The 26,625-nt window shown below is 55.9% G+C and carries 27 protein-coding genes; 14 read left to right on the forward strand and 13 right to left on the reverse strand.

Translation table 11 applies throughout. From position 1 onward, the window contains the following. Window positions 1–17: 17 nt before the first annotated feature. The 3 genes from HY010_11160 to HY010_11170 form a co-directional block, all read right to left on the reverse strand. The gene (locus HY010_11160) at window positions 18–5,087 is read right to left on the reverse strand and encodes a response regulator (GenBank protein ID MBI3476283.1); all 5,070 of its coding nucleotides are present in this window, start codon (window positions 5,085–5,087) and stop codon (window positions 18–20) included. A 266-nt stretch (window positions 5,088–5,353) separates the two neighbouring features. Further along, window positions 5,354–6,067, reverse strand: coding sequence for a response regulator transcription factor (locus tag HY010_11165; protein MBI3476284.1), 714 nt, complete (start codon window positions 6,065–6,067; stop codon window positions 5,354–5,356). Window positions 6,068–6,338: 271 nt separating this feature from the next. Beyond that, complete coding sequence (locus HY010_11170; GenBank protein ID MBI3476285.1) at window positions 6,339–6,734, reverse strand: YtxH domain-containing protein; 396 nt, start codon at window positions 6,732–6,734, stop codon at window positions 6,339–6,341. Between the two features lie 369 nt (window positions 6,735–7,103). Between HY010_11170 and HY010_11175 the strand changes: the two genes are divergently transcribed. The 4 genes from HY010_11175 (at window position 7,104) to HY010_11190 (ending at window position 12,316) form a co-directional block, all read left to right on the forward strand. Continuing rightward, window positions 7,104–9,398, forward strand: coding sequence for a trehalose-6-phosphate synthase (locus HY010_11175; GenBank protein ID MBI3476286.1), 2,295 nt, complete (start codon window positions 7,104–7,106; stop codon window positions 9,396–9,398). A 13-nt stretch (window positions 9,399–9,411) separates the two neighbouring features. Continuing rightward, window positions 9,412–10,248, forward strand: a complete 837-nt coding sequence (gene otsB, locus HY010_11180; GenBank protein ID MBI3476287.1) for a trehalose-phosphatase — start codon at window positions 9,412–9,414, stop codon at window positions 10,246–10,248. Next, on the forward strand, window positions 10,245–10,928 hold the full coding sequence (locus HY010_11185) for a hypothetical protein (protein ID MBI3476288.1): 684 nt from the start codon (window positions 10,245–10,247) through the stop codon (window positions 10,926–10,928). The genes otsB and HY010_11185 overlap by 4 nt, the downstream gene beginning before the upstream one ends. Before the next feature lie 107 nt (window positions 10,929–11,035). Further along, entirely contained in the window at window positions 11,036–12,316 is a 1,281-nt protein-coding gene (locus HY010_11190) for a glycosyltransferase (GenBank protein MBI3476289.1), read from the forward strand. Between the two features lie 87 nt (window positions 12,317–12,403). Here the strand turns inward: HY010_11190 and HY010_11195 are convergent, their stop codons facing one another. Further along, complete coding sequence (locus HY010_11195) at window positions 12,404–12,646, reverse strand: CsbD family protein (GenBank protein MBI3476290.1); 243 nt, start codon at window positions 12,644–12,646, stop codon at window positions 12,404–12,406. Here HY010_11195 and HY010_11200 point away from each other — a divergent pair. The 4 genes from HY010_11200 to HY010_11215 all read left to right on the forward strand — a co-directional run bounded on the left by HY010_11200 (window position 12,645) and on the right by HY010_11215 (window position 15,603). Beyond that, window positions 12,645–13,103: a hypothetical protein gene (locus tag HY010_11200; protein ID MBI3476291.1), complete on the forward strand. Its 459-nt coding sequence runs from the start codon at window positions 12,645–12,647 to the stop codon at window positions 13,101–13,103. The genes HY010_11195 and HY010_11200 overlap by 2 nt on opposite strands. A gap of 524 nt (window positions 13,104–13,627) precedes the next feature. After that, window positions 13,628–14,347 carry an RNA polymerase sigma factor gene (locus tag HY010_11205; GenBank protein MBI3476292.1) on the forward strand — a complete coding sequence of 240 codons (720 nt, stop codon included), beginning with the start codon at window positions 13,628–13,630 and terminating at the stop codon, window positions 14,345–14,347. A 214-nt stretch (window positions 14,348–14,561) separates the two neighbouring features. Continuing rightward, window positions 14,562–15,320 (forward strand): lipid-binding SYLF domain-containing protein, encoded by a 759-nt coding sequence (locus tag HY010_11210; protein MBI3476293.1) that lies wholly within the window; start codon window positions 14,562–14,564, stop codon window positions 15,318–15,320. Window positions 15,321–15,450: 130 nt separating this feature from the next. Next, complete coding sequence (locus tag HY010_11215) at window positions 15,451–15,603, forward strand: DUF3309 domain-containing protein (GenBank protein MBI3476294.1); 153 nt, start codon at window positions 15,451–15,453, stop codon at window positions 15,601–15,603. 175 nt (window positions 15,604–15,778) lie between these two features. On the opposite strand, the gene HY010_11220 is transcribed toward HY010_11215, so the two are convergent. Both HY010_11220 and HY010_11225 read right to left on the reverse strand, forming a co-directional pair. Further along, the gene (locus HY010_11220) at window positions 15,779–16,549 is read right to left on the reverse strand and encodes a Crp/Fnr family transcriptional regulator (GenBank protein ID MBI3476295.1); all 771 of its coding nucleotides are present in this window, start codon (window positions 16,547–16,549) and stop codon (window positions 15,779–15,781) included. 155 nt (window positions 16,550–16,704) lie between these two features. Then, entirely contained in the window at window positions 16,705–17,382 is a 678-nt protein-coding gene (locus HY010_11225; protein MBI3476296.1) for a response regulator transcription factor, read from the reverse strand. A gap of 344 nt (window positions 17,383–17,726) precedes the next feature. On the opposite strand from HY010_11225, the gene HY010_11230 reads away from it, so the two are divergent. From HY010_11230 to HY010_11240, 3 genes are all read left to right on the forward strand, one after another. Beyond that, a complete protein-coding gene (locus HY010_11230) occupies window positions 17,727–17,906 on the forward strand; it encodes a hypothetical protein (protein MBI3476297.1) in 180 nt (59 codons plus the stop codon). Between the two features lie 62 nt (window positions 17,907–17,968). Then, a complete protein-coding gene (locus tag HY010_11235) occupies window positions 17,969–19,522 on the forward strand; it encodes a PAS domain-containing protein (protein ID MBI3476298.1) in 1,554 nt (517 codons plus the stop codon). A 426-nt stretch (window positions 19,523–19,948) separates the two neighbouring features. Continuing rightward, the gene (locus HY010_11240) at window positions 19,949–20,284 is read left to right on the forward strand and encodes a response regulator transcription factor (GenBank protein ID MBI3476299.1); all 336 of its coding nucleotides are present in this window, start codon (window positions 19,949–19,951) and stop codon (window positions 20,282–20,284) included. A 112-nt stretch (window positions 20,285–20,396) separates the two neighbouring features. Here the strand turns inward: HY010_11240 and HY010_11245 are convergent, their stop codons facing one another. Continuing rightward, window positions 20,397–20,858: a hypothetical protein gene (locus tag HY010_11245; GenBank protein ID MBI3476300.1), complete on the reverse strand. Its 462-nt coding sequence runs from the start codon at window positions 20,856–20,858 to the stop codon at window positions 20,397–20,399. 137 nt (window positions 20,859–20,995) lie between these two features. On the opposite strand from HY010_11245, the gene HY010_11250 reads away from it, so the two are divergent. Both HY010_11250 and HY010_11255 read left to right on the forward strand, forming a co-directional pair. Continuing rightward, on the forward strand, window positions 20,996–21,190 hold the full coding sequence (locus tag HY010_11250; GenBank protein MBI3476301.1) for a hypothetical protein: 195 nt from the start codon (window positions 20,996–20,998) through the stop codon (window positions 21,188–21,190). 179 nt (window positions 21,191–21,369) lie between these two features. Beyond that, window positions 21,370–21,525, forward strand: coding sequence for a lmo0937 family membrane protein (locus tag HY010_11255; GenBank protein ID MBI3476302.1), 156 nt, complete (start codon window positions 21,370–21,372; stop codon window positions 21,523–21,525). 79 nt (window positions 21,526–21,604) lie between these two features. Here the strand turns inward: HY010_11255 and HY010_11260 are convergent, their stop codons facing one another. From HY010_11260 to HY010_11270, 3 genes are read right to left on the reverse strand one after another with little or no spacing between them, the layout of a single operon-like run. Further along, window positions 21,605–21,850: a hypothetical protein gene (locus HY010_11260; protein MBI3476303.1), complete on the reverse strand. Its 246-nt coding sequence runs from the start codon at window positions 21,848–21,850 to the stop codon at window positions 21,605–21,607. A gap of 54 nt (window positions 21,851–21,904) precedes the next feature. Further along, complete coding sequence (locus HY010_11265; GenBank protein ID MBI3476304.1) at window positions 21,905–22,120, reverse strand: hypothetical protein; 216 nt, start codon at window positions 22,118–22,120, stop codon at window positions 21,905–21,907. A gap of 17 nt (window positions 22,121–22,137) precedes the next feature. Then, window positions 22,138–22,290, reverse strand: coding sequence for a lmo0937 family membrane protein (locus HY010_11270; GenBank protein MBI3476305.1), 153 nt, complete (start codon window positions 22,288–22,290; stop codon window positions 22,138–22,140). A gap of 337 nt (window positions 22,291–22,627) precedes the next feature. On the opposite strand from HY010_11270, the gene HY010_11275 reads away from it, so the two are divergent. Continuing rightward, window positions 22,628–22,918: a hypothetical protein gene (locus HY010_11275; protein ID MBI3476306.1), complete on the forward strand. Its 291-nt coding sequence runs from the start codon at window positions 22,628–22,630 to the stop codon at window positions 22,916–22,918. A gap of 24 nt (window positions 22,919–22,942) precedes the next feature. On the opposite strand, the gene HY010_11280 is transcribed toward HY010_11275, so the two are convergent. From HY010_11280 to HY010_11290, 3 genes are all read right to left on the reverse strand, one after another. Beyond that, the gene (locus tag HY010_11280) at window positions 22,943–24,562 is read right to left on the reverse strand and encodes a hypothetical protein (protein ID MBI3476307.1); all 1,620 of its coding nucleotides are present in this window, start codon (window positions 24,560–24,562) and stop codon (window positions 22,943–22,945) included. 81 nt (window positions 24,563–24,643) lie between these two features. Then, on the reverse strand, window positions 24,644–25,837 hold the full coding sequence (locus HY010_11285) for a YXWGXW repeat-containing protein (protein ID MBI3476308.1): 1,194 nt from the start codon (window positions 25,835–25,837) through the stop codon (window positions 24,644–24,646). Between the two features lie 194 nt (window positions 25,838–26,031). Beyond that, window positions 26,032–26,229 (reverse strand): hypothetical protein, encoded by a 198-nt coding sequence (locus HY010_11290; GenBank protein MBI3476309.1) that lies wholly within the window; start codon window positions 26,227–26,229, stop codon window positions 26,032–26,034. Between the last annotated feature and the right edge of the window lie 396 nt (window positions 26,230–26,625).

Consider the following 26,625-nt stretch of genomic DNA (forward strand, 5'->3'; position numbering starts at 1 on the left):
AGTATTCGCCGGACATGTTACTGCAAGCGGTATTCCAAGCGAGTCTTCTCCGCACGTTCCACATCCTCGGCGTCGAGCGGGAATAGGAACGAGATTGTGGTGCCCTGACCATTGGACTGAATACTCATCTCGCCGCCCAAAGGCAGGACTCGTTCCCTCATCCCACGAATTCCCACGCCGGCGCCTCGCGATTGAATCTCCGCCAATTTCTCCGGTGAGATTCCCTTCCCTTCGTCCTGCACGTTCAGGACGACCGTGTCATTTTCGCAGCTCACCTCGATCATCGCTTTCTTGCTTCCGCTATGCCGATGGATGTTGGTGAGGCATTCCTGCACCAGGCGGAACATGGCTAACTCCATTTCGCGCGGAAGCCGTCCAAGGTCCTCTGAAATTGTGAGCCCGATGTCGAGATTGCCACGATCCATGAGGCCGCGGATGTACCAATCCAGCGCGCCGGGAAGTCCCGCCTCATCCAGCAGCGGAGGGTGCAGCAGATAGGACATGGTTCGGATTTCCTGACTCAACTGCTGAACCAAACGCTCGCTATCCACAACGTCTTCGCTCCACGCAGCGGCGTCCTTCTTCGCATTCTGGACGATTCGCGCCAGGCTCATTGCCAGGGCCGTGAGAATCTGACCAGCACTATCGTGCAGTTCTCGCGCAATGCGGCGCCGCTCTTCGTCCTGCGCCTGCAACAAGCGGCGAGAAAGATGGCGAAGCTGTTCGGACTGCAGCAACACTTCAGTATTCCTGACTTCCAGCTCTCGAGTACGGCTTTGCACCGCGCCTTCTAGCGTTTCTGCGAGCACTCGATAATCTTCCTCGGCGCGTTTCAGGTCCGTGATGTCGATCCCTGTGGGATGCAGGAACAGAATGTTGCCTTCCGGATCTCGAATGGGATGCAGAGAAAAATCCACAAGGTGCTCGCTTCCATCCGCCCAGTAATAGGTGAGAGTCTCGCGATAGGGAGTGCCCTGGGCAGCCTGAATCGTGCCTTCCCTGATCTTCTGCATTGTCTTGTCTGACAAGCGCCACCACCCCGTTTGCCAGAAAGGGCGGCCGAGCACATCTTCCGGCCGATATCCGCATGCTTCCAGGGAGAGTCGATTGGCGTCGACGAGCTTGCCATCGAGCGCCATGATGCCGGCAAAAACAGGAGTCTGCTCGAAAATCGCACGGAATTTCGCGGTGGTGGCGACCGATTCTTCCCGCATGGCCCGTTCGCGATCTTCAATATGTCGGCGCTCGGTGACATCGAGGGTCACGCCATCGAAACGTGTGGGTTCGCCGGCAGCGTTGTAGAATGTGCGGCCCAGAGCGCGAATCCACTTCTCCCGGCCATCATCCGCAACGGTACGGTATTCAATATCGTATTTCGTGTCGTTGACATTACTCTCGGAAATCGCCAGCCGCGTGCGCTCCCGATCGTCGGGGTGCAGGCGCTCGTAAAATGTTTCGATCGTGACATCTTCATCAGGCGCCAGCCAGAAATGTTCCTTCACCCGGTTGTCCCAGATAAGCTTGTCGAAAGGGAGATCGCAGAACCAGAATCCTACCTGTGCCGCTTCTGCCACCAGGTCGAAACGCTGCCGGTGAGCGCTCAACTCGCGCTCAGCCTCCTTATATTCCGTAATGTCGCGAACCATGCCCTTCAGTCCGCAAAGATTACCCTGTTCATCGACATCCACAACGCCTTTCTTCCAAATCCAGCGCACGATATTGTCGGCGCGGCGAATGCGGCATTCAAAATGCCACTCGTGATTTCCCGCTATGGCGGCTTTGAACGTTCTGTTAACTTCTTCGCGATCTTCCGGCAGGACATGCTCAAGAAAAATTTCAAACGACCAGTCGGGCCGTGGAGACTTGTAGCCGAAGATCTGGTCGTGTAAAGGCGAGCGCCACGCCTTCTGAGTATTGAGATCCCATTCCCAGGCACCCACGCCTCCGACATCGAGAGCGCGAATCAGACGCTGCTCCGATTCCGCAATCGCTTCGCGGGACTGCACCTGGCTTGAGATTTCCCGGAAATAACAGACCACTCCGTAGCCACCCTCCTGGAGTGAAATGCGGTTGATCTGCCACTCGTAGATCTCACGAGCTCTGCGATCGCGCCGTTGTGACACGCGCTCAGCGACGGCATAGGGCTCCCCGGTCGCGAGCGTCTGCCGAAATCTGGAGACGATCTCATCGGCATAGTCATCAGGCGCCAGAAGACCAGTGATTTCCTTAAAATCCTGGCCAATCAGGTTACGGACCTTGCCAAAGGCGTTCACCGCCAGCGGATTTGCTTCGCGAATGTGAAGCTGTTCGTCCACCAGAAACACGCCGAGCGGAGCTTCATTCAGCAGCGTGGCAAATTGTGCGGTCCTCTGCCGTAAGGCATCTTCGGATTCCTGGCGCATGCGCGCCATTTCCAGGTGCGTCTGCACACGGGCCAGCAACTCGCGGGCGCTGAACGGCTTGATAAGATAATCATCCGCCCCGTGCTCCATTCCCTCCACGCGGGATTCCTCACCCGCCCGCGCCGACAGAAGAATGACGGGGAGCGTTTTCGTCCTCGGATCTGCGCGGAGTTCGCGCAGCAGGCCAAACCCATCGAGAATCGGCATCATCACGTCCGTCAGCACCAGGCCAGGAAGACGCTCGCGAGTTGCCTCCAAGGCGGCGCTTCCATCGGCGACCGCTTTAACCTCGTATCGCTCGGACAACAAACGGACAAGATACTGGCGCATATCGGCGTTATCGTCCGCCAGCAGGATGAAAGGGCGATCCGCCGAAGCTGCGCTCGGTGCCTCCGGTGGACATGGAACTGGAACCAGATCGTAGTCGGTGATGGTCTCTGCGTCTGCGTCCGATTCCCCAGCACCGGGAAGCCAACGAAGCGCTTCCTCCACAAACGGAGCAGCGCTGACCGAAGTAGACGCTGATAGGCGGACTCCCCCAATCCGGTCGGCGGGAAGATGCGCGCTCCCCCTCGGAACGCTGACAATGAACGTACTGCCCTTGTCCGGCGTGCTCTTCACGCGCACCGTCCCGCCATGCAACTTCACCAGTTCTTGCACCAATGCCAGACCGATCCCGCTTCCTTCGTGGGTTCGGCTGCGGACATTTTCAATGCGATGGAAACGGTCGAACAGATGTGGAATTTCTTCCGCCGGAATTCCGACTCCGGTATCGCGCACCCGCAGCTCGATGTTCTCTCCAACCGGCTTCAACCCAACCCGGATTGTTCCTTCAAATGTGAACTTGAACGCGTTGGAGATGAGATTGAGAACGATCTTCTCCCACATGTTGCGGTCGACATACACCGGCTCGCTCAACCGGGGCAGGTCCAATTCGAGTTTCAGGCCCGCCTTCTCGGTAGCGGATCGAAAGACGCTGGCCAGTTCGGCGGTGAACGCCGGAAGGTCCGTCGCCTGATACATCGCCTGCATGCGGCCCGCTTCGATACGCGAGAAATCCAGCAGCGTATTCACCAAACGCAGCAGCCGCGAGCCGTTGCGGTTCACAAGTTCGAGTTGAGTCTTGGCCGCCGGAGTCAGGTCGGTGTGGCTTCTTGCCAACAATTCCTCGACCGGACCCAACATCAAAGTCAGGGGCGTGCGAAATTCATGGCTCACATTGCTGAAGAAAATGGTTTTGGCGCGATCAATCTCGGCGAGCGCTTCGATCCGTTTCTTCTCTTCTTCGGCAGTGCTTGCGTTCTGAACCGCCGTCGCGATCTGACCCGCAACAAGTTCGTAAAAGGTGAGGTATTCAGAATCCAGTTGCCGCGCTGGATTGACTCCAGCAACCAATACGCCCAAGGGCCGCTCTTGCCCGCGCGTAGTTACCGGTAGAACAATAGCCTCGGACAGACGCTGTTGTGCCGGCCCTAACGGCAATCCATCGAGAGCCTGGACGGGCACGACCCGTGATGCAACGGATTGGGCTACGCCGGCGATGGGCCAAACGACCTTCCCTGCGGCTTGATCCAACGGGACCACGAGGGGAGTAAGAGTATCGATCCCTCTGGCAATGCCAGCCACTTGCTCCAGCCGTGCGGTCTTATTTTCGCTGTCGATCAGGTAAAGGGCGACAAACGGAACATCGTCTGCATTCTTGGCCAGCGTGGCGACCGCAGAGGCGCAGGCTCCGTCCGTCGTTCTTTGCATCAATGCGCGAGCAGAGAGTTCCGAAAGAGTACGAAGGCGACGCGCGTTGATAACCTTTGGAGTAACTTCCGTCGAGGGGCAAAAGAGTCCCGCAATTTCTCCTGATTCGTCTCGGATAGGACTGTACGAAAATGAATAGTATGTTTCTTCCAGGAAGTTGCCACGGTTCATGAAGAGACGGACCTCGTCCACAAACGAGGCTTCCCCCATTTTGAAAACCTTGTCAGCGAGCGGTCCGCAGATATCCCAGATCTCGGCCCACACTTTGGCCGCCGGCAGTCCAAGCGCCCACGGATGTTTCGCCATGCTGAGCACATGGATATAGGCGTCGTTGTAGAGGAATGTCGCCTCGGGGCCCCATCCGATCCACATCGGGTGTTGGGAATTGAGGATAAGATTGACGGATGTCTTCAGACTCTGCGGCCAGCTGTCAATGGAGCCGAGTGGAGTCTTCGACCAATCATGGGTCAGAATCAGGTGCCCTAATTCGCCGCCTCCGGACAACCAGCCTGGAGCAGCGGGTTCTGATGGCCGGGATTCCGGCACACTTTCGTTTCCAACCGGAAAAGAGCCGATGATTCTCTCGATGGCCGGTATCAACTCTTTGGAAAGGAGACCCTTAGCCACGTAACCGGCGGCATCCACCTCTCGAGCCTGTCGGAGCACTACAGTAGGGTCGTTTTGACTGACGATGATGACCTTGGTAGAGGGCAGTGCCTTGCGAATCTGTTGTGTGGCTTGCAGTCCGTCCATGCGCGGCATGGAAATGTCCATCAAGATAACGTCGGGTCGAAGAGCTTTCGCCTTTTCGATCGCTTCCAGGCCATCTCCCGCTTCGCCACAGACACTCCACTCAGGACGCACAGAAAGCAGCGTACGGATCGCTCGCCGCACCGCCTCGTGATCATCGACGATCAGTATCTGGCCCGCCATTGTTTCCCTGCTTTGGACCTGCCCTTGCAGGTTCATGCGTTCCGCGTGCAAGTGTGTGATGGTAACGGGAAATTCGCGTCTGACAACATACAGAACTTACTGTAGGCGCTCTCGCAACCACATTACTTCGACCAAGTCGCTTGCACGGTTGCAGCCCGAACGCGCTCCGGCATAGAACTGGGCGAGAGAACCCAGCACGTGCGTGGATCCACTTCGCCCGCACTCACGGATAGGCTAGTGAGCGGCCATCGATGTTGCGATGACAACTATGCTGGAGTTTCCACGGCGGGAGCGGCAACCGGCTCCATCGTCCCCAAAGAGCCGGTCGCGACCTGAATAATGTTGTTGCGAACCGCGTAGAGCACTAGTTCGCTCACGGAATGAAGGCCTAACTTCCTCATAATGTTGCTGCGGTGAGTTTCCGCTGTCTTGACGCTGATATCCAGGTGAGACGCCACTTCCTTCGTGGACTTGCCCTCGGCCAGCAACTGGACGACTTCACGCTCCCGCGGAGTGAGGTTGGGCAAAAGCAGATCCTTCTTCGGTACCCCTGAAATGCCGCGATAGCCGGAGAGGACCATCTCAGCAACCCGGGCGGTAAAGAAGGTCTTGTTGTATTGCAGCGCATCGATCGCCGACACCAGATCGCGAGCCGCATCGGATTTCAGCAGGAAGCCTCGCGCTCCTGCATCCAGAACGGCGCGAACCGCCTGATCGGTATCGGTGATCGTAAGAATTAGCACTCGGACTTGAGGATTTTCGCGCAGAATCTGGCGGGTGGCTTCCAGGCCATTCAAGGTCGGCATGCCGATATCCAGAATCACGATTTGCGGCCGCAGTTGTTTCGCAAGTTCCACCGCTTGCCGGCCATTGTCGGCTTCTCCGCATATTTCCCAATTAGGTTGGGTTTTAATAAGCGAAACCAATCCCCTGCGGACAATTTCGTGATCGTCGGCAACAAGAATGCGTAACTTATTCATGACACACTCCTTGATTTTACCGGAACTACAACCGGCTGGATTGGCACTGAGAGGAGAATCTCATTCTCTTCGCAGTCTTCACAACTGAGTGTAACTTTTATCGTCTGCGAGGGGTGTCGGGGGCAATACAGTAAATGCTGTAGCCGGCGGGCGGGATATGGCGGAAACTGCTCGATGGCGTCACAAATCGCAACAAAAATACGGCTTGCCGGTGTTTCACTAGCCGGCAAGCCGCGTTGCAACTCTGGAATTTTGGTGAAATGTTAGAAAACTACCCTTCCGTGCCGGTGGATCGCAGGTTGCTCACTGCGTGCCGCATCGAACCGGCAGTTTCGGAAGCCGAGTCGACGACTCTGTTCTTCATTTCGACCGCTCTGCCGCGAATGGCGTCACGCGTCTCGGACCCTGCAGCCGGCGCGAACAGAATGCCAACGCCTGCTCCAACCCCGACCCCTAACAAGAAGCCCACCGTCGGAGAGAGCCAGCTGGCTCGGCCTCGCAGCGCATCGCCCGCGGCATCCAGGCGATCAACCGCCTCGTCATAAGTGCTGCTGATGTTGTCGGCAGCCCGGCTCGCTCGCGAGTGCACTTCATCATTGATCGTCGCCCGCAGTTTCGGATCAGTGAGCACGAGGCCCACTTTCGCCGCCAGCCGGTACCAGTCCATCGCTCTCTTGCTGTACGAATTACGTCGCATGAATGTCCCTTTCCTTTATTCAGATCTGACTTGATTTTGAGGATAGACATTAGGGCGACGCGGAACTATCAGTGGACTCGTGTAGAACCGAGAAAATACTTTGGGTAGGTTTTGTCATGGGTTGTGATCTCACATGGCCATGAACAATTTTCCGGGCAATGGGGCAACTTTGCAGCCTGAACATCCATCTGAACGGCGTTCCCGTGAACTATTTCATTAAGTTAGCCCGTTGTGTCTTCTGGCAGAGAGCGTGCACTCAATTCGTTTGCGATTAGCCGCTGTTGGGTTCCCCTCTGTCCGAGAGAGTTGAGTTGAACGGTTTGCACTCGAGGCCTATGCATGCGACTACTGAGTCTTCGTCTCATTGTCTCGCTGATCCTCGGGATCACTCTCGTTTCGACGGCTTTCTCCTACTATGAGGTCATCCGGAAAAAACAAAGCCTGCGTAGTGAAGTGCAGCGCCGGGCAGAAGAACTGAGCGAGAGTCTAGCCAGCGCCATCGAGCAATCATGGGACCCCGGAGATCCTCCTCGGGAGTTACAGCGATTAGTTAAGCGATTTGGTAGTCGTGAACATCTCTTGGGTATCGTTGTCTTGGATCACACCGGCAAGGTGCTGGCGATCAGTCCGGGCCTGAACACATTCCTTGCCAACGCTCCTCTTGATCTTCCGCTTAGTATGGCCAAGGGCGAGGTGCGGGGTCAGTTCCTCCGGCTCGCCGCAGAACCAGTTCACCTTATGTCGGTGCCCCTGCACGATAAGGGCGAGATCGTCGGTGGACTGGCAGTGGTGCACGATGTCGCATATATCCGCGCCGAGAGCATGCGTGTCTGGCGCGAGTCCTTCCTCCGCGTGCTTGCACAAGTCTTCTTCATCGTTCTGATCACTGTCGTGATTGTGCGCTGGAGTATCACTGGCCCCATCGCGCGGGCAGCCAAATGGATGCGCGCATTGCGCACGGACAAGGCTCACTCCCGTCACGAAATGCCGGACCTCGAGATTCTCAAGCCGTTGGCTCGCGAGTTCGAGACTCTTGCCAAAAGCCTGACCCAGGCTCGCACGGCTGCGGAACAAGAAGCCCGCCTTCGAGAGGCCGGGGCTCGGGTCTGGACGGCGGAACGACTATCAGTGCAGGTTAGCAACCACCTTGAGGGTAGCCGGCTCTTCGTCGTGTCCAACCGTGAGCCCTATATGCACCAGCGCAACGGAAAATCAATCGATGTCGTGGTACCGCCCAGCGGTCTGGTCACGGCTCTCGAGCCGATCCTCACAGCCTGCGACGGAACGTGGATCGCTCAGGGTAGCGGCGACGCTGACTTCGAAACTGTCGACTCCCACGATCGGTTACGGGTTCCTCCGGACGACCCGCATTACACCTTACGCAGGGTGTGGCTCAGCAAGGAAGAGGAGGAAGGCTATTACTACGGCTTCGCCAATGAAGGACTGTGGCCTCTCTGTCACATTGCCCATACCCGGCCGATATTCCGTGCGCAGGACTGGAAGTACTACGAAGAGGTTAATCAGAAATTTGCAGCCACCGTTCTTCAGGAAATTGAGCACGTTTCCAACCCCGTCATCCTCGTGCAGGACTATCATTTCGCGCTCCTGCCGCGGCTCATCAAAGAACGCCGTCCCGAAGCTCGGGTCGCCATCTTCTGGCATATCCCATGGCCGAATCCGGAAGCCTTCGCGATCTGTCCGTGGCAGCTTCAACTGATCGACGGACTACTCGGTGCAGATCTGATCGGATTCCACATTCAGTCTCACTGCAACAATTTCCTGCAGACCGTGGACCGCGTGGTCGAATCGCGAGTCGATTGGGAGCACTTTTCTGTAATGCGGCGCGATCATTCGACCATTGTTCGTCCGTTCCCCATCAGCGTCAGTCTCTCTGCGGAAGAGGTGGAAGTGCCTCCCACATGGGAAGAGTCGTCGATGGAGCGGGCTGCTCTGCTACGCAAGATCGGCGTGGAAGCAATCTACCTGGGAGTGGGTGTTGATCGTGTCGACTACACCAAGGGGATTCTCGAGCGCTTTCTTGCAGTCGAGCGATTCCTTGAGAAATGGCCGTCTTATCAGGGCAAATTCACTTTTGTCCAGATTGGAGCACCGAGCCGGACGCACATCAAGCGCTATCACGACCTCCTTGTTGAGGTGGAAAGTGAAGCGCAGCGCATCAATCAGCGCTTTCAGTCGGCGAAATGGAAGCCGATTGTGTTTCTGAAAGGCCAGCACAGCCACAAGGAGATCATTCCCTTCTATAAAGCCGCGGATTTGTGTCTCGTGACCTCTTTGCACGACGGCATGAACCTGGTAGCAAAAGAATTTCTGGCTGCGCGAAACGATGAACGCGGAGTTCTCATCCTAAGTCAGTTCACGGGGGCTGCTCGCGAATTGCGCGATGCCCTGCTGATTAATCCTTATGACATCGATCAAACCGCCGATGCCATTCGAACCGCACTCGAAATGCAGCCGGAGGACAAGCAGATGAGGGTCCAGCGTATGCGCAAGACCATCGAGGAACACAATATCTACCGTTGGGCCGGCACATTGATTTCGGAGCTTTGCGAGCTTCGTCTGGACCAAACAGAAGAGTCTTCCGAAAGGAGCCGCGCCACCAGTGCAGTTTCCTGAACAGCGAAAGGAAGTGCGATCCCTGCAACCGGAAGCCAGACTCCAGGTTGACTCATTCTTGCGGACGGTCGCTGCGTCTCCTGCGTCGTTGCTGATGATCGACTATGACGGCACTGTGGCGCCCTTCCAGGTAGACAAGTCTCTCGCTCTCCCCTATCCGGGCGTGACCGAACTCCTGCGCGAGATCATGGACCAGGGGCATACCCGACTCGCGATCGTTTCTGGCCGCGATGCTTCTGACGTTGTCCCTCTGCTCCGGATTGATCCCGCACCCGACATTTGGGGACTCCACGGCCTCCAACGTCGAACGCCTGACGGGAATATTCATACATACATTCCGGACGAGAAAACGGACATCGGGTTACGCGATGCACAACGGTGGATCGACTACCAGCAACTCCAGCATGCGACCGAAGTAAAAGGAGCCAGCGTAGCGGTGCATTGGCGGGGACTGGACCCATCTGACGCGGAGGAACGCAGGGGACGCGTGTTGATGGGATGGAGTTCGATCGCACATCAATCCGGCCTTCGCCTGCTTGACTTCGATGGCGGTCTGGAAATCTGCGCAAGACACACGGATAAAGGGATCGCGGTACGTGCCTTGCTGGAAGAAGTCGGACCTGACACGCCGGCAGCTTACCTTGGTGACGATGTCACGGATGAATGCGCGTTCCGCGCCCTAGCTGGTCGCGGACTGAGCGTACTGGTACGGCAGCGATACCGGAAGAGCTCCGCCCAAGTCTGGATTCATCCCCCCGAGGATCTGATTCTGTTCTTAACCCAGTGGCTCGCCGCGTCGTCAGCAAATACAGGTTTGGGCAGCGAGTCGAAAGCAGCGGCCAATTCATGAGCGCAACATCCACCACGCCCATCAGCCAACACGCCCAGGTGAAACCTTTCTACTTCAATACATCGGCACATTTGCTGCGCATAACGCGCTACAAAGCGAATACGTTAAGTGATTTTCTTCAAGCTTTGCGCGAGTGTCCGGAAGATTCCATTTTTCAGCACACGTTCCGCACTTTGGAGGAGCATCACTTTATCCGAGAAGGCTTCTCCAACGACTTCGCGCATTGGGCATTCTCGGCATGCAACGAGCCTGGACTGGCAGAGCAGTTCGCCGGCGTGGACATCCGCGAATACACATCAGTTTCGCACCTTCGCGATCGTTTCGTTGAGATACTCAGCACCTTCCTGCAAAACGATCCTGCAGTTGCCGGCAAGCAGGCTGAAGACACGTTCTATTTCTGTGCGTCGGACATCATCGTTTTGCCGACGTCGGTCGTGGCCGGCACGTTGCAGGAATTTGCTGAAGGACTACGCTGCGCAAGCCTGCATTCCATTCACCACCATTTCATCGAGGCGCGCCTGCGAATCAAACTCATGTCCAATGATTTCTCGCAGTGGCTCTATGAAGATGTTGGACTCACCGATACTGCGCGGGCTTTGAATCGGATCGATATCTACACCGCGTCTCTGGAAGAAGTCCGTCTGAAGATCGTTCACATTGTCGAACGCGCATTAGCCTGATTCCAAAACCAAGCATTTCTGGAAAGTCTCTTAATATGGACCCGGTAAGGCAAGAAGAAGTCACGAACGAAACCGCAAACGAAAGTCAACGTGAGCAATCCGCGACGATGGCCGAAACCGTCTCCCGCCCGTCGGAACGGCGCAAGGCAGCTCGAACATGGGAGGTGCCGCCGGCGCCGGCGCCGCCTCCTCATCTTGCCGACTACGCAGCCATCGTAGGGCAAGCCTCCATCGACGAACTCCAATACCTCGCGCGCGACCTGAAGCATCGAACCGTGAAAATGGTGAACTCCACGGCTGTAGGTGGCGGCGTCGCCGAAATGCTCAACCGCCTTGTTCCCTTGCTCACAGAGCTTCAAGTGGAGACTCACTGGGACGTGATCACAGGTGGGAACGATTTCTTCGAGGTTACGAAAGCATTCCACAATGCCCTGCACGGCGCGCCGTACGAACTCACTCGGCAAGCACGGGAAATATTCCTGATGTACAACGAGCAGAATCGTGAGCGCATGCAGTTCAATGAGGACGTGGTCGTGATTCACGACCCGCAGCCCGCAGCCTTGATCCTGCCTCCCGAAAAGAGCGCGGCGCGCTGGGTCTGGCGTTGTCACATCGACCTGTCGAATCCCAATCCGCAAGTGTGGGGTCTTTTGCGGCCGTTCATCGAGCGTTACCACGCGGCTATTTTCTCGTCGCAATCCTTCGCGCGCCAGTTGCCGATTCCTCAATATCTTTTCTATCCGTGCATCGATCCGCTCTCGGAAAAGAACAAGCCGCTGGAGGAAAGCACCGTGCAGAGAGTCTGCGACGACTTCGGTGTCGATCGTTCCCGGCCCATCGTCACCCAGGTATCTCGTTTTGATCGCCTGAAAGATCCGGTCGGTGTGGTGCAGGCCTTTAAGCTGGCCCGAAAATATGTCGATTGCCAGTTGGTTCTGGCCGGAGGCGGAGCGAGCGACGACCCGGAGGGCGCGATCGTACTTCAGGAAGTCAGGGAGGTGGCGGGAAATGATCCGGACATTATTATTCTCGACCTGCCGCCCTGGTGCGCCTTGGAGATCAACGCGCTGCAGCAGGCGTCCACTATCGTTGTGCAGAAGTCTCTCCGCGAAGGTTTCGGCCTTACGGTGACGGAAGCACTCTGGAAGGGCAAACCCACGATCGGTGGGGCCGTGGGTGGAATACCGAACCAGATCATCCATCAGCTCACCGGCGCGCTGGTTCATTCGATAGAAGGCTGTGCCTATCAAATTCGGTACCTGCTGACGCATCCGGAATTTGCGGCGCGCCTCGGCAAGAACGGGCACGAGCATGTGAAAGAGAATTTCCTGATGACCACCAATGTGCGCAGGTGGCTGCTCTTGCTGCGCATTTTGTTAAAGGTCTAGGTGGAATCTGCCGAGCGTGACCATCCGCCAATCAAAAAAGGGGAGCCATTGGCTCCCCACAGTGCTCAGTGAAAAACGATTTCAGAGCTAACTGGCGCGACGGCGTTTAAGCTCATCTGCGCTTTCCGATTCAGATCCAGAGCGCATCCAGTCATCCACCTGGCGCTGTGCCTCTTCTTTGGCGATGCCGTATCGTTCCTGGACCTTTCCAATCAGCTGTTCGCTTTGGCCGTTGACGACATCGACATCATCATCGGTCAATTTTCCCCAGCGCTCTTTCACAGTTCCTTTTACCTGTTTCCACTTTCCTTGCAGTTGATCCGAATTCATGGCTTGTCCTCCAGATTCTGAAATTGCAACCAGTTGTGAAGCTATTCCGCGTGGCTGGATATTTCGATCCGGCGATCTCTGTACGTTCGCGTTGGAGAATCCCGCACACGGATCAAGATCGAATCAATTCGTGGAAACCGTGGATGATGTGCTCAAAAGCAATGCGGCATTTCTCGGCTTGCGAATCGATGGGATGGAAGATGAAGAGGGGCGTACATATCCCGCGACGTATTTCGTCGACCGCGCTTGCCCAGCCCGCACTGCGTGTGCACGAAAGGCAATCCTTGCGCCAGTATCCGCGCCGGACATCGGTTGCGGTGCACGCATGTCGCCTAACGAAGACTCAGTACCCGTGTCGAATATCACCGCCAGAATATCCGCTGTTGAAAAGTACGCGACCGACGCGCCACTCATGAATCCGATGACAGTAGAAGTGCCCCCGATGTATTTGCCTTGAAGCTGTCGCCCATTCCTGAGTTGGAGAGAATCAGCACCAGCGAAGCTGACGCAAATCAAGAGACCGAATATGACTTCGCCAATGCAATGCAACTTCATGACTGTAACCCTCCGACGAAGTGGTCACGCGCCACCGCCCCAAAAGTAAATGGCTCGATTCCCACAGTCCATACCACATGCCCTGTAGATAGTGCGCTGAGTTCGACATCGAACACTCGGTCAGTTGCATTCATTCCAGCCCATATAAGGCGAGAGGCAAGTGCCAGCCCTTTTTCTGAGCGCCAGCACCTGCCTGGGGGGGTGGGTGTCGGAAGGAAAATATTCGACTTCCGCGAGCATAGGGGCGAGAAGGAACGCGGACAATCCCGGCAGCACTGTAGTCAGTTTCGTGATTTCCCCTACAGAACCCATGTCGCGGCGGTAGGGCGGTCATACAACATTTCCTCCCATGGTCCTTACAGCCCATTACCAGATCAGCTACGGGCATAACCGGATAGATTCATTCCGCCACGAACTCTACTGTGCATGGTGAAGAACGAAGCCAATGCATGCAGTCGGGAACGACTGAAAAGGAGCAACCTGGTGAAAACCGATATCAATACCACCGGCCAACGTTTGGCAGACGCGCAACTCGTGCAACGCGCACGAGAGGGCGACGAAGCTTCCTTTGCTGAGATCTTTAACGCCCACAAAACTAAGATCTACTCTTTGTGTCTCAGAATGACCAGCAATACCGCCGAGGCGGAAGATTTGACGCAGGACGCCTTCCTGCAGGTCTTTCGCAAGCTCGACACATTTCGTGGAGACTCCGCGCTATCGACTTGGCTATATCGCGTAGCGGTGAATACCGTTCTCATGCATTTTCGCAAGAAAGGATTGCGCCAGGTGTCGCTCGATGAACCAGCGAACCGTGAAACAGGAGCGCCCCAGCGCGAGTACGGAAAAATTGACGGCCGTCTCTCCACGTCCGTGGATCGAATTGCGCTGACCCGGGCTATCAAGGAACTCCCTGTCGGTTACCGCCGGATCTTCCTGCTTCATGAAGTCAAAGGCTACGAGCATCACGAGATTGCGGGCTTGTTGCGATGCTCGGTGGGAAACTCCAAGTCGCAACTGCACAAGGCAAAGATGAAAATGCGGGAATTGCTGGGCTTTCCGAAATCGGCAGGTACCCGCGGAGTCAGGGAAATGCCGGTCGAGTCCGCAACTCGTGTACCCCTTCAGGTCAGCGAAGCAATCGCATAATTACTGGAAGCTACAGATGCGAGTCGGCAGCCGCCTCACCGCGCTGCTGGCTCGCATTTCTCTTGTGGGACTACTGACAGAAATCCCCTTATTTCCCAAGCCGTGTAAGGAACAATCGCGCACCGCCTACAGGTTCCGCTTGATGGCGCCCCGCGCGGCCCCGCGCCAAGATGACTGCGAACACTATGTTTGATTCCGAGTAGAGAGGATTTTCATGAAATCACTAAAGGCATTAACACTGATGGGAGCACTGATCATCGCGATGGGGAGCACCTCGTTCGCGAAGGATAAAGATGACGACAAAGAATCAGACCAGGTGAAGCGGATCGATGCGTCCGCCACCGTGCTCGACGAAATCATGGGTGCCCCGGACAAAGGGATCCCCCAGGAATTACTTGAGTCCGCAAAGTGCGTCGCCGTTGTGCCCTCGATGGTCAAAGCCGGTTTCATTGTCGGCGCAAGATATGGCAAGGGCGTTGCAACGTGCCGCACTGCAGCGGGCTGGAGTGCACCCGCCCCGTTTACGATTGCTGGTGGAAGCTGGGGACTTCAGATCGGCGGCGCGGCCGTTGACGTCGTCATGCTCGTGATGAACGACAAGGGTATGGAGCGCTTGCTTTCGAGCAAGTTCAAGTTGGGCGCCGAAGCCTCAGCCGCCGCAGGTCCGGTGGGACGCCAGAGCGAAGCCAACACCGATTGGAAGATGCGTGCTGAAGTTCTCACCTACTCGCGTGCGCGAGGCGTCTTTGCCGGCCTCGAGTTGAGCGGCGCGGTCGTGAAACAAGATGACGACGACACGCACATTCTCTACGGCAAGGAAGTTGCATTTCAGGACATTCTTCGCGGCAAGGTAAGTCCTCCTGCCGGTTCCCAGCACTTCATGGCTACGGTACGTAAGTATGCCGCCGAAGCGAAACAGGAACGTGGTGCAGTAGAGCCTGCCACGAGCCCCAACACCGATTCCACTCGCTAGCGTATACCGATGGAGCGGGCGGCCTGTTAAGGGCCAGCCCGTTTCTATTTCAGGAACAGTTTCCTATACAGACGCTACCGCACAGAAAGCATCTGAAGTTCGTGCAAGTCCACACTTGAGGAGGAATTTCATGTCAACCATTCTCATTATTATCCTGGTGCTGCTGTTGATCGGCGCCTTGCCGTCCTGGCCTTATAGCAGCGGGTGGGGATATTACCCAAGCGGCGGGCTAGGGCTCGTCGTCCTCGTGCTGGTTGTTCTACTTTTGACGGGACGCTTGTGAACCTCAGTTCCTCGACATGGTCGCAAGCATAGATGTAGTACTGCGGCCCTTCCCCAACCGACGGTGGACTCCCTCGATTTTGGGAGTCCATCGTCGGTTCTTCTAGTGTCAGGTTCTAGTCACGGGCCAGTACATCGCCCTCTGATTCAATCAAGGAGAAAACACCTGTGGAGGGTTAGCGGCCGTCGTTTCGATCTCCGTTTGGCAGGCCGAGCGGCCCGTTAAATTGCTGGATGATGCGATAGCACTCGCATGCCGACTCTTCGAGCTTCTTCCGGTTGAGGATTCTTACTGCCCCGCGAGTGTATTGGATCGTCTCTTTTCTCTGGAGTAGCCCAGCCGCCAAGCTCACGCTGGGCCGATCGGTGCCGAGCATGGTGGCCAGGAAGTCATGGGTAATCCTGAGTATCTCGTCATCCGTTCGGTCCTGCATGATCAGCAGCCAGCGCGCAAGACGCTGCTCGATTCCGTGGAGCCGGTTACAGGCCGCGGACTGCGCCGCCTGCATCCCCTGAATTACTGCGTGGCGACTGGCCAGGTAATGGAACTGTCTTGTGGATGATCGGAGCCCTCGCAGAGTCTCGACGGGAATTCGAAACCCGCCGCCAGGGATCTGTACCACAGCGCGGAGCAGACTTGAGTCCAGTCCAAGCAGGGCCGGCGTCCCGATAATGCCTTCATTCCCCACGACACCGACTTCTACCGTCTTCCCTTCCTTCATGGCGACAACCAGGGAGACCAGGCCGTTGTTGGGTAAGTACGCGAATTCGATACGCTCCCCAGGGTTGTGCAGGCTCATGTGCGGCGACAGGGGTACGTAGGATAGAAATGGCCGGATCGCGTGGAACTCCGCATCAGGGAGAGCCAGCAAAATGCGGTTGCTGACCGGCTTCCCCTCGCCACTGCTTCGCTCGCCTGCAAGATAGGGTTTAGGTTCGGCGTTCATAACTTCTTGCGGAAATGTTTTCAATTTTGAATGCACGACGATTGAGATGCATTCTGAGGAAAGTCGTATGTAAACGAACCTTGATTAACGGGTTACTGTTGCGGATTCAGGCTGTATCTACAGTCTTCACGGTAGGTTTTGCTCAGAAAGGTTTCTTATACCTCCGGCAATCCTGTAGAGGAGCTACCCTCCGCGGCGCCAGAGTCAAACGGTTTCACCAATCCGTTCTTCACTGCGTACAACACCAATTCGCTGATCGAGTGCAATCCAAGTTTCCCCATGATGTTGCTGCGGTGGGTCTCAGCTGTTTTCACACTGAGTTCGAGCAGGCCAGCGACTTCTTTCGTGCTCTTCCCTTCCGCCAGTAGTTGAATGACCTGTGTCTCACGCTTCGTGAGCGTGTTTTTGTCAGCGGAACGGCGGTTGCCGCGCAAATCCGGCCTCAAGATGGCTTGGCTGGTCTGGGAACTGAAGTATGTCGAATTTCGCTGAATGGCTTCGATTGCAACCAGCAATTCGCGGGCCGCGTCGGACTTTAGGATCAGGCCCTTCGCACCAACCTGCACGGCCGACTTCACAGCCTGCTCCGTATCGTAGATGGTGAGAAAGAGAATTTTTGATTTCGGATTATCCTTCAGAATTTCACGAGCCGCCTCGAGTCCGTTAAGGTTTGGCATGCCGATGTCGAGCGCGATCACGTCGGGTTTTGCCTCTCGCGCCTTGTGGACGGCGTCCAATCCGTCGACGGCTTCCGCGCACACTTGCCATCCCAGATGAGATTCGACCAGCGACCGCAGCCCTTGGCGCACGATCTCATGGTCGTCAGCAATCAATATGCGCAGATTCTGAATTCGAAGCCCCCAGTACGTTGCGACCCATCCGCTATCAGAAAACTATCCAGCTTAACTTGTAATCGCGATGAACTCGCTGGCATATCAGGAGAAGCCTGTAGGTTTGCCGCAAACGCACTCGATGCCTGCAACGCCAGATCGGACAAAATTACCGCCATCCGAGACTTGGGCGACTTTATCCATCAGACGTCGATCGTGCTAAATGCCTGTCCATCACTGATTTGCTGCGGAGAGCCGAGAATGGACTGTCGTTTGCATGACAACCGATGTATCTCGAATCGGATTCCAATGACCCATGCAGCGAGACACGAGATCGGAGGCTAAACGTGAAAAATGATCCCAAAACATGGCAATCTCTTTGCGAAGCCGCCATCAGAGAGGCCGATTCAAGGGAATTGCTCAAGATCATTTCAGAACTCATCGAAACGCTCGACGCCAAGGACAATCTGTCCCATCCGGTCGAGGAACTATCGAGAACGGTCGCTTTCCCGAGAGTGGAGTCTTAGACTAGTCTGTACGATCAGCAACGCCTGAAGATTGCTGTCATCGAATATCTCGTAGACAACCTATGCCGCAGACCCGTTTGGAGCGATTCATTTCGACGAACAGCATGTTTCGTTACGGCGCTGCAATCGTTGCGGCCGTGCTCGCCGTAGCGGCCCGTATTGTGATGTCACCGCTGCTCGGCGACCGCACACCGTACGTAACCGTTTTTGCGACGCTCCTGTTTGTGGCTCGCTATTTCGGCCTGGGCCCGGCCATCGCTGCGTTGGCGACCTCCCTGGCGGGAATCTGGTTCTGGCTTGTGTCCCCTTCCGGGTCACCCGCGGAACCTGCCGACTTGTTCGCTCTGCTTGCCTTTCTGCTCTTCTCTGTCCTAGTCATCGGATTCGGAGAAGCCACTCGACGCACCCACGCCAAGCAGGGCCAGACCGAACAGGCTCTTCGGGAGAGCGAGTCGCGACTCCGCCTGGGAGTGCTTCAGATGCAGGATGAAATTGCGCGGCGCACTTCCGAAATCGAACAAAAGACCGAACAGGCAAAGGAACAAGCCCGATTGCTGGATCTCGCCAATGATGCAATTTTCGTCCGCACAGCGCGCGACCGAATTTCCTACTGGAACAAAGGCGCCGAGCGATTGTACGGCTGGACGAAAGCGGAAGCTCTTGGACGCTTGACCCACGATTTGCTGCGTACGAAATTCACAGTGCCGTTGTCAGCCATCCGGGAGGTGGAACATTGGCAAGGAGAATTGCTCCAGGTGAAGCGTGATGGCACTCCCATCGTGGTCGCCAGCCGCTGGACCACGCTGCGAAACCGCGAGGGAGAGTTTGATGGCTGGCTCGAAATCAATACCGACATCACGGCCAGGCGGAATGCCGAAGACGCCGCTCGCCGCCTGAGCGGCCGCATCCTTAGCCTGCAAGATGATGAACGCCGGCGGATCGCTCGCGAACTGCACGATAGCCTTGGCCAATACCTGGTGAGTATCAAGATCAATCTCGACCTGTTGTCAGAAATGGCTGGGGTCCGAGACGAGAGCAAACGTCAGGAGCAGGCTACGCTCCTCTCCGACTGTCTGCGGTCGGTGCAGGACTGTCTAAGCGAGACTCGCACGATCTCGTATTTGCTTCATCCGCCACTCTTGGACGAAGCCGGTTTCGCGTCGGCCGCACGTTGGTATTGCGAAGGGTTTGCAGAACGCAGTGGTCTGCAGGTCAGCCTGGACATTCCGCAGGATCTGCGCCGCCTCGACCGGGACGTGGAAACGACACTGTTTCGTATTCTGCAGGAATCCCTTACCAATGTTCATCGGCACTCCGGTGGTACCGTCGTGCAGATCAACCTTCAGATTGGCGCCGAGGAAGTTCACCTGCAGGTGAGCGATAACGGCAAAGGTATTCCTCACGATCGCTTGCGCAGTTTGTCCGAGGCTGACGCCGCGACAGGTGTCGGGCTAGCGGGTATGCGGGAACGAGTCCGCGAACTCGGCGGCACCTTGGAGATTGCTTCGGCGTCGCCCGGTACGACGATCAAGGTGAGAATCCCCATTGTCGAAGTACCCCAATCCGTCGTTCCAATCACGGAAAACGGCTCGAAACGCAGCATGCCGGCGGCGTGATCTCCCCACCGGAGACCGGCAGAAGGCTGGCCGAAATAAGCTCTACTCGGAGGGCTTGGACGAAATCCGAAGATAGTCGAGGCGAGATTGCTTCTCCCCAAGCAAACGGTCAATCTCCGCAGTAAGCTCCAGTAGCTTTGTGGAATCCTGCTCGACGGAAGCGCGTTGTGCCAACTCCATCCATCTTTCTGTCTGTTTCACGGCTGGAGTATGCCATTCGATCGCGTAGAAGAATGGTCAATAATGATCGCATCTCGTTTTTGTCAGAGGGTTGCGTCAAGCGCATACTTGCGTCGACCAATTGTTTGCACCGCACAGTACAGCATCGGCGGTATTGCGCGAGCACTACTGGTCCCGACAGAATTACATTACTAAGAGAGCCGGGGGCCCTTGAAAAGTATCTTGATTGTCGATGATAGTGCCGTGATGAGGCGTGCGTTACGGACGTTGATGGATCTGCAGCACGATCTAGAGGTTTGTGGCGAAGCCGGCGACGGCCTCGAGGGAGTGGAGAAAGCTCTCGCCCTCAGCCCTGACCTTGTACTGCTGGATCTATCGATGCCCGTGATGAACGGTCTCCAGGCAGCGCGTGAGATTCACCGGCTTCGGCCCAACGTGCGGATTCTCATGTACACCACTTTCTGTAACTCCCATGTCGAACGGGAAGCACTAGCCATGGGTGCTAGCGCTGTCGTGTCCAAGTCAGAAAGCGCGGAGTCCCTCTGCGTCAGTATTCGCGGCTTGCTGCAGACCGCCGGTTGATCCTGCAGACTGCTGCCCCTTCCCTCAACGACTCTCGGAAACAACCTGGGAACAAAAAGAATGGGACGCGATTCCTCGCGCCCCATTTCCACTCTCATTTTCATCGCGGCATCTACATCGAAGTCGCTGGATCGATCGACTGCACATGGATCGTGTTGGAAGAAGAGTCAAGCTGACCAGTGACCTTCACATCCTTACCGTCGAACTTCTTAGCTTGGGCTTGGTCATCGAGTTCGTAGTCGGTGCCACCAGTGTGCAGCACAAACTTGCCGCTCTTGCTCCGAATGCTACCCACAAACGCGCGCTGCGCGTCCGAAGGATTTCCGGATGGGGCTGCGGTTGACGGATCGCTCGTGCCGGGCGCCTGAGTGGGGCTGGCCTCTGTCGGGGTCTGCTGCGACGGCGACGTGGTGCTCTGGCCGAAAGCTACCGGCAGAGTGGCGATAGCAAAAATAGAAGCGAGAACTAGGCTGTTCTTTTTCATGGTGACGTTTTCTCCAATCTTGAAGTTCGCGACTTGCGCAAGTTGAATCAGTGCAAGACCGATGCCGTTGCAGTTCGCACGTAATCTCAACAGCTTGCAGCTTCCATTGCGCGCGGGTTTCCCATTACTGCGTAACTTCCTCTTTTCTTTTGGAATTCCTTCGTACCACAAATCCTGTAGAACTCCCCACGCGAAGATCCGCATCCAACCCGAGTCAGGAGTTCCGCGTGTACATTTCTCTTTTCGCAGTGTTTGTCGTGGCGGTCACAGTACTGTTCGCGCTCGGTTTCTACTATGCGCAGAAACGATTCTGGTCCCAGGATCGCAACCATTCGCCCACTGCTCCTCCGAGTCCTCCCGAAGGCACGGGTAACACTTTGGACGACAACGACCCTATCTGGCGGCCGCCGAAGTCAAACTGACAGGGTGCAGGTTTTGCCGGCCTACGCTACAGATATGTTGGAAGACTCCTACCTATTACAGCGTAATGACACTCGCATCGCCCGGCATTACGCTCATCAGGTTGCTAGCCGCAGAGGCTTGCACCAGGTCGCTTGTCAGACTCGATGAATCAGGGATGAATCAGGAAGGAACAACAACTATGAGCATCTGGACGATCCTTTTCGTGGTTTTGCTGATCGCATGGTTGGGAGGCTTTACGGTATTTCACGTGGCAGGTGGACTCATTCATGTGTTGCTGATCTTTGCGCTGATCTCACTGCTTCTGCATTTCGTAGCGGGCAGACGAATCGCGTGATATCCAAGCCCGGCGATCAAACCAGATCGCCGGCTTGTCACTCCCAAACCTTTTGCACTCCAACCAATACGCTAAGACCTCAGTCTGCCACAGGTTCGACATCCGATTGTGCGACCTCAACTGTCACTTGCACTTCGGCGCCTTCTTTTAACTTGACCACTTTGCCGTTCTCGTCGGTCAATTCATTTTCAATACGAATCTCCTGATACAGAGGCTCTGCACCTTCCACGATATTGATTTGCGCCGTCTCAGGTTCTGCAGGATCTGCGGAAGGGATAATCTTCTCGACCACCGCAGGCAGCGTAACGCTCGGATTTTCAGCCATGGTGCTCTCTCCTACTCTTGGATCTGGGTCAGTACCGTGGCACGACCATTGAGATTAGGTATTGCGTGACCCAACAGCGAGAACCAGCACTCCGCCCACCAACAGCGTGATGCCGACGGCGGGAGGTAATTTTTCGCTGCTCTGGGTGGTGACTCCAATTTTGGTGTCACCTACTTTTACGCCGTGATTTTCACTGTGAGGAACGGGCACGACAAAGGACAACAGCCCCAGGACCAGCAGTACCACTCCTACCAGCACCATATTCTTCATGAACGGTATTTCTCCTTTTAAGCGACCGGATTCCGTCCCTGGATCACTCGAATCAAAACCACTACCACGGCCAAAATCAAAAGAATGTGAATGTAGCCACCTAGCGTGTAGGAACTCACCAATCCCAACAACCACAAGATGAGCAAGATTACGAAAATGGTCCAAAGCATAGTTTGTAGAGCCTCCGATTCCGGCGATCTTTCAAATGGAGTCGCCGCTTTGTAGTCTGCCAACAATCCGGTCGCCACAACCGTCGTTGTGGTTGCGCCCTTTTTGTTGCTGGAACTCGCCATACTGTTGCTCGGGTACGCCAAATTATGTTCGGCACCCGACAGGACCCTGTCTACCTCTAGAAGATGGCGAGTCTAAACTCGCAAATCGCGTTGCGCGATAGCGACAATACTGTATTGCTTCGGATGGCTCGCCGTCGTCTACTACGCAAATGCCGACGCAACCTCAGGCGCCAGCCAGATTGCGATACTCCAGACTCACTTTGGAGAAATCAATATGCGCGTTCGTCCCGAGTGGTTCGATGTTTACGCTGCCGCGTTTTTAGAGGCCGATCAGGAACAGATCAAGGAACGCGTCGCCCGGGCGCGCAAAGCGATTGTTGATCGTATCCGGACCCTTGAGGCAGGCGAGCCTGCCGTGGACCGCGAAGCACGAGATCTCAAGGATGCGTTGAATAAACTACAGATCCTGGTCAGCGTCGCGAACGAGATGAGCCGTCCGCCGCATTTTGGCGCGATTGCTGTTCCTCGCACACAAGCTCGCCCGCAAGTAGATGGTGCGGCGTGAGTGCAGCGTAAGATCGTGTTTCCTTCAGGGAGTTGTCTTAGCGTCGGAGGTTGACGCCTGTTCGTTCTTACCTTTGTGGCCAAGATCAAGGCCGAAATGGGGTTCTGACTTTGTGCCGGTGATCTTGATTGGCAGTTCGGTACCCGCTCCGTTCTTTCTAAAGAATGGGTCCACCGGTTTCAATAGCACCGACTTCCACCCGCCCATCATCTTTGAAAGGGCGGCGTCGAATCGAGCTCGACCATGGAAATCAAACATATTGCCATCCAGGCTGTAGTCGCCAGCCAGCGTTACCTGGGTGCCCGGCATTTCAAAAAACAAGTTCGGAAGATCGACGACAGATTTCTGCAACGTGAAATCGCTCCCCATTGTTGCAAGCACATTGTCGGGGATTTCGTCCTTGGCCAGCTGTGGCTTGCCCCGGCTCCGCATACTCAGAGCATCGACCTTCTCCTGTATTTTGTCGTTCGAGAAATGGGCTCCGGTCAGTTGGAACTTCCCCTTCAGAGATAGTCGATCAGCGAGATCGTCGTCGCCTGCAGGCAGATCCAGTCTGGTTCGCAGGTGGATTTTACCTGTCATCACAGGAGGATCGGTTCGAACCGCCAGTCGCAAAAGGTCCTCGATCTTTCCTCCGTCGATTGTGACATCCAGAAGAATGTGGTGCCCTTTGGGAGTCGCCGATTTCACAACGAATCCGGTCGCCGTCAGCGGAGTCGAAAGAATCGTGGCATGGACAGGTTGCAGATAAGTGTCGCCGCTTGCACCGTCAACGATGGCGTGAAAGGAAGTCTTCAGCGGCACAGGGCGGCCACTGATATTAAGTCGGAAGTCCGGCGTGTCCGTCTGGCCGTCCACAACAATCTTGCCCAGTTCTCCCTCGTATCGGCCTGTAGACGACAGGATCCCAGCGATACCTTTCAGCGTCCCTAGATCCGCATGGCTGAAACTGTAGTCTCCCCGAACCGGGGTCGCACGCGGGTCCTCGGGATGAAAAGGACCGAACTCCCCCTTCGACACGATATCTCCCACGGGCTTCGGGTTGACCAGTGTGGCATTGAATGAGAGCGGACGGTCCGGGCCAATATCTTTCATTACCAGATCACGAATCTCGAATTCGAGGGGTAACCGGTCCGGCCGAACCGTATTAATCACAAGCTCTGCATGCTCGGAGCGGAACTCGTCGACGACAATTTTGATCTTGCCGCCCTTCGGTGCCAGGCTGCGAAACTGTTCACGATCTTCCTTGGGAGGAATATTCAACTGCAGGCCATTGAGGTAAACAGTTCGAATATGCATCGGTGAACGCAGGAGGCTTAGCACTCCCACTCGAAACCGGAATTCGTCGACGCCAATCAGCGGCTGAATCCCTTCCCGATGAATATTGGGATCGCTTTGTCCGTAGATCCGAACACCGGTGCCGATCACTACCAGGCCTTGCGCCACCGATACCTTCAGGCTAGCGAGTTCGACTCGACTCTGGAAGCGAGTCGATAGCGTGTCAATCACCCGCGCACGGAACAGGGGCTCTGCGTGATGAGCGAGGAATGAGATAAAGATGAGGAAGACAAGTATGGAGACGAAAATCCAGACAAGAATTGTCTTCCCGCGAGCGCCGATCCATTCCGTACCGATAGCACTCATGGTTGCACCGTCGAGCCAGGAAAAGTTTGGAAAAGACAAGGGTGGGCAAGTGAAGAGATCTCCATTGCCCACCCATATTTCCTACTTCTGTGATTTATCAGCCGGTGGACGATCGTCTCGCTGAGATCTTCCCTGCTGCTGAGGCGGCTGATGCTTCTGCTGCCATTTTTGCTGCTGTTGTTCCTCGCGCTGTTGGAGCTGCTGTGTCTGCTGTTGATGCCGCTGTTCGACCTGCTGTTTTTTCGCGTCGTCGGCATTCTGGCGAGCTTCTTTCTGGTGGTCCCTATCCTGTCTCTGCTGGAGCTTCTGTCGATCCTGTTCCTGCTGGCGAAACAACTTGTCTTGGTCCTGCTGATATTTGGTATCCCGCTTCGCATTCCCGCTATTCACAGGCTCGGGACGATCACGGCGCGGAAGATCATTCGCATGCGAACTGTTCCCCCGATTGTTGTCGTTGCCGTTGTTTCTGTTGTCTGCAGGATTTGAAGCCGGCGAGTTCCCGTTCGAGCGGGTGTCCCGTCGATTCGCGGGCGGATTGTACGCTCCACCTGCTTCCCGAGCCGGCACGGCCGATCGATCGCGCAGCGCTCCTGGCTTGTCTGTAGCCGCAATCGGAGGCTTTCCGCGATTTTCCGACGCCCGCAATTGCCGGTCAGACCGAGCTTCTCGGATATGCTCGGTTTGAGCTGCGACCGGAGGTATGTGCCGTTCTCGCCCAACCGCTTCCTGCTGCGCCGTCGGACGCGCACTCACGCCGCCATTTCCACCGTTGTAACTGACGCGATTGACTGCCCGATTGATCACGGTAGTGTTGTATACATTGCGAATGTTGGTGACGTTCACGTTCGTCACGGACCGGTTATAGAAGAAGTGGTCGCGATCCCAGCGTCCGCCTTGATACCCATCACCGAAATATCCAAATCCGTAATTGATCCCGCCGTAAAATCCGACTTGCGGTCCCCAGTATCCATCGTAGAAACGATAGCCGTTGCCGACCCAAGCCCAATATCCGGGAGTCCAGTACAAGCCGGGTTCCGGCGCCATTACCCAGGTACCGGGAACCCAGTAGTAGTCGTCATAGTCGTTGTCAAAGTCCCAATATCCGGGGTTCCAGATATACCCTTCCTCCGGGCAAGGCGGCTGCTCATAAATCGGCAGGGCGGGGGGACCGAACGACACCGCGATCGAGATCTGCGCAAAAGCGGGCGCGGCCAATGCAAGAAGTGCGACTGCGAAAAGCACAACACGAAATGAACGAAAGGAATCCATAGCCATCCGATTTCCTCTACCCGTCGCCCTTCGATTTACCCGGTCTTGCCTTGCTTCTGCGGGTTGCGAGGTTGACGGCATCAATTTCGCCAAAGGGCTGAGCAGGATTACGTATCTCCGCCGTGGCGAGAAGTTTCTAAACCTGCCTGACAAAATAAGAGGGGAACATTTCGCCTTGGCGAATCTTCCCCCTCGGTCATCTACGCGGACTTGCGGTTCTTCTGCTGGTCCTGATCGAATTGCTCGTCGCTCTGTCCAGGCCGGCGGTTCTGGTTGTCCTGTTGCGTGCCGCCCTGGCGGCGCTGTTCGTTCTGCTCACCCTGCTGATCTTGCTGCGGATTCTTGTTGGTTGGATTCTGTTGACCTGTCTGCTGTCCGGACTGTTTTTCGTTATCCATGATGTAAGGCTCCTTTCAATTGACTACGTCGTTATGACGGGTGGAAACTCGGCGAGCTAGCGACGAAGTGGCGCGTTCCGTTAGCGCAGCCGCCGAGAGCATTTTGCGTATGAATGTGCTGTTGTCACCGTCCACCCTAAGATTGCAAATGTTCCATAGAGGATGGCTGACGCAGGAAAAGAATTAGAACCAGTTCGCCTCATCGGCAAAATGGACTACGCTCCTACTGGAAAATGTGTAGGGAAAAAGGATCTGTTGAAGAGTGCCGGGGCAAATTGCGGCTGGCTCAGACAAACAACTCGTTTGGTCCGGGATAATTCTCAAACTTGCCCCACCCTGAAGTCGCGTTCTTCGCGACTCTAGTATGGGATTCCGGAACCTCGTTCCCTTGAGATT

It is taken from the genome of Acidobacteriota bacterium (assembly GCA_016196065.1).
Lineage (GTDB): Bacteria > Acidobacteriota > Terriglobia > Terriglobales > Acidobacteriaceae > Acidiflorens.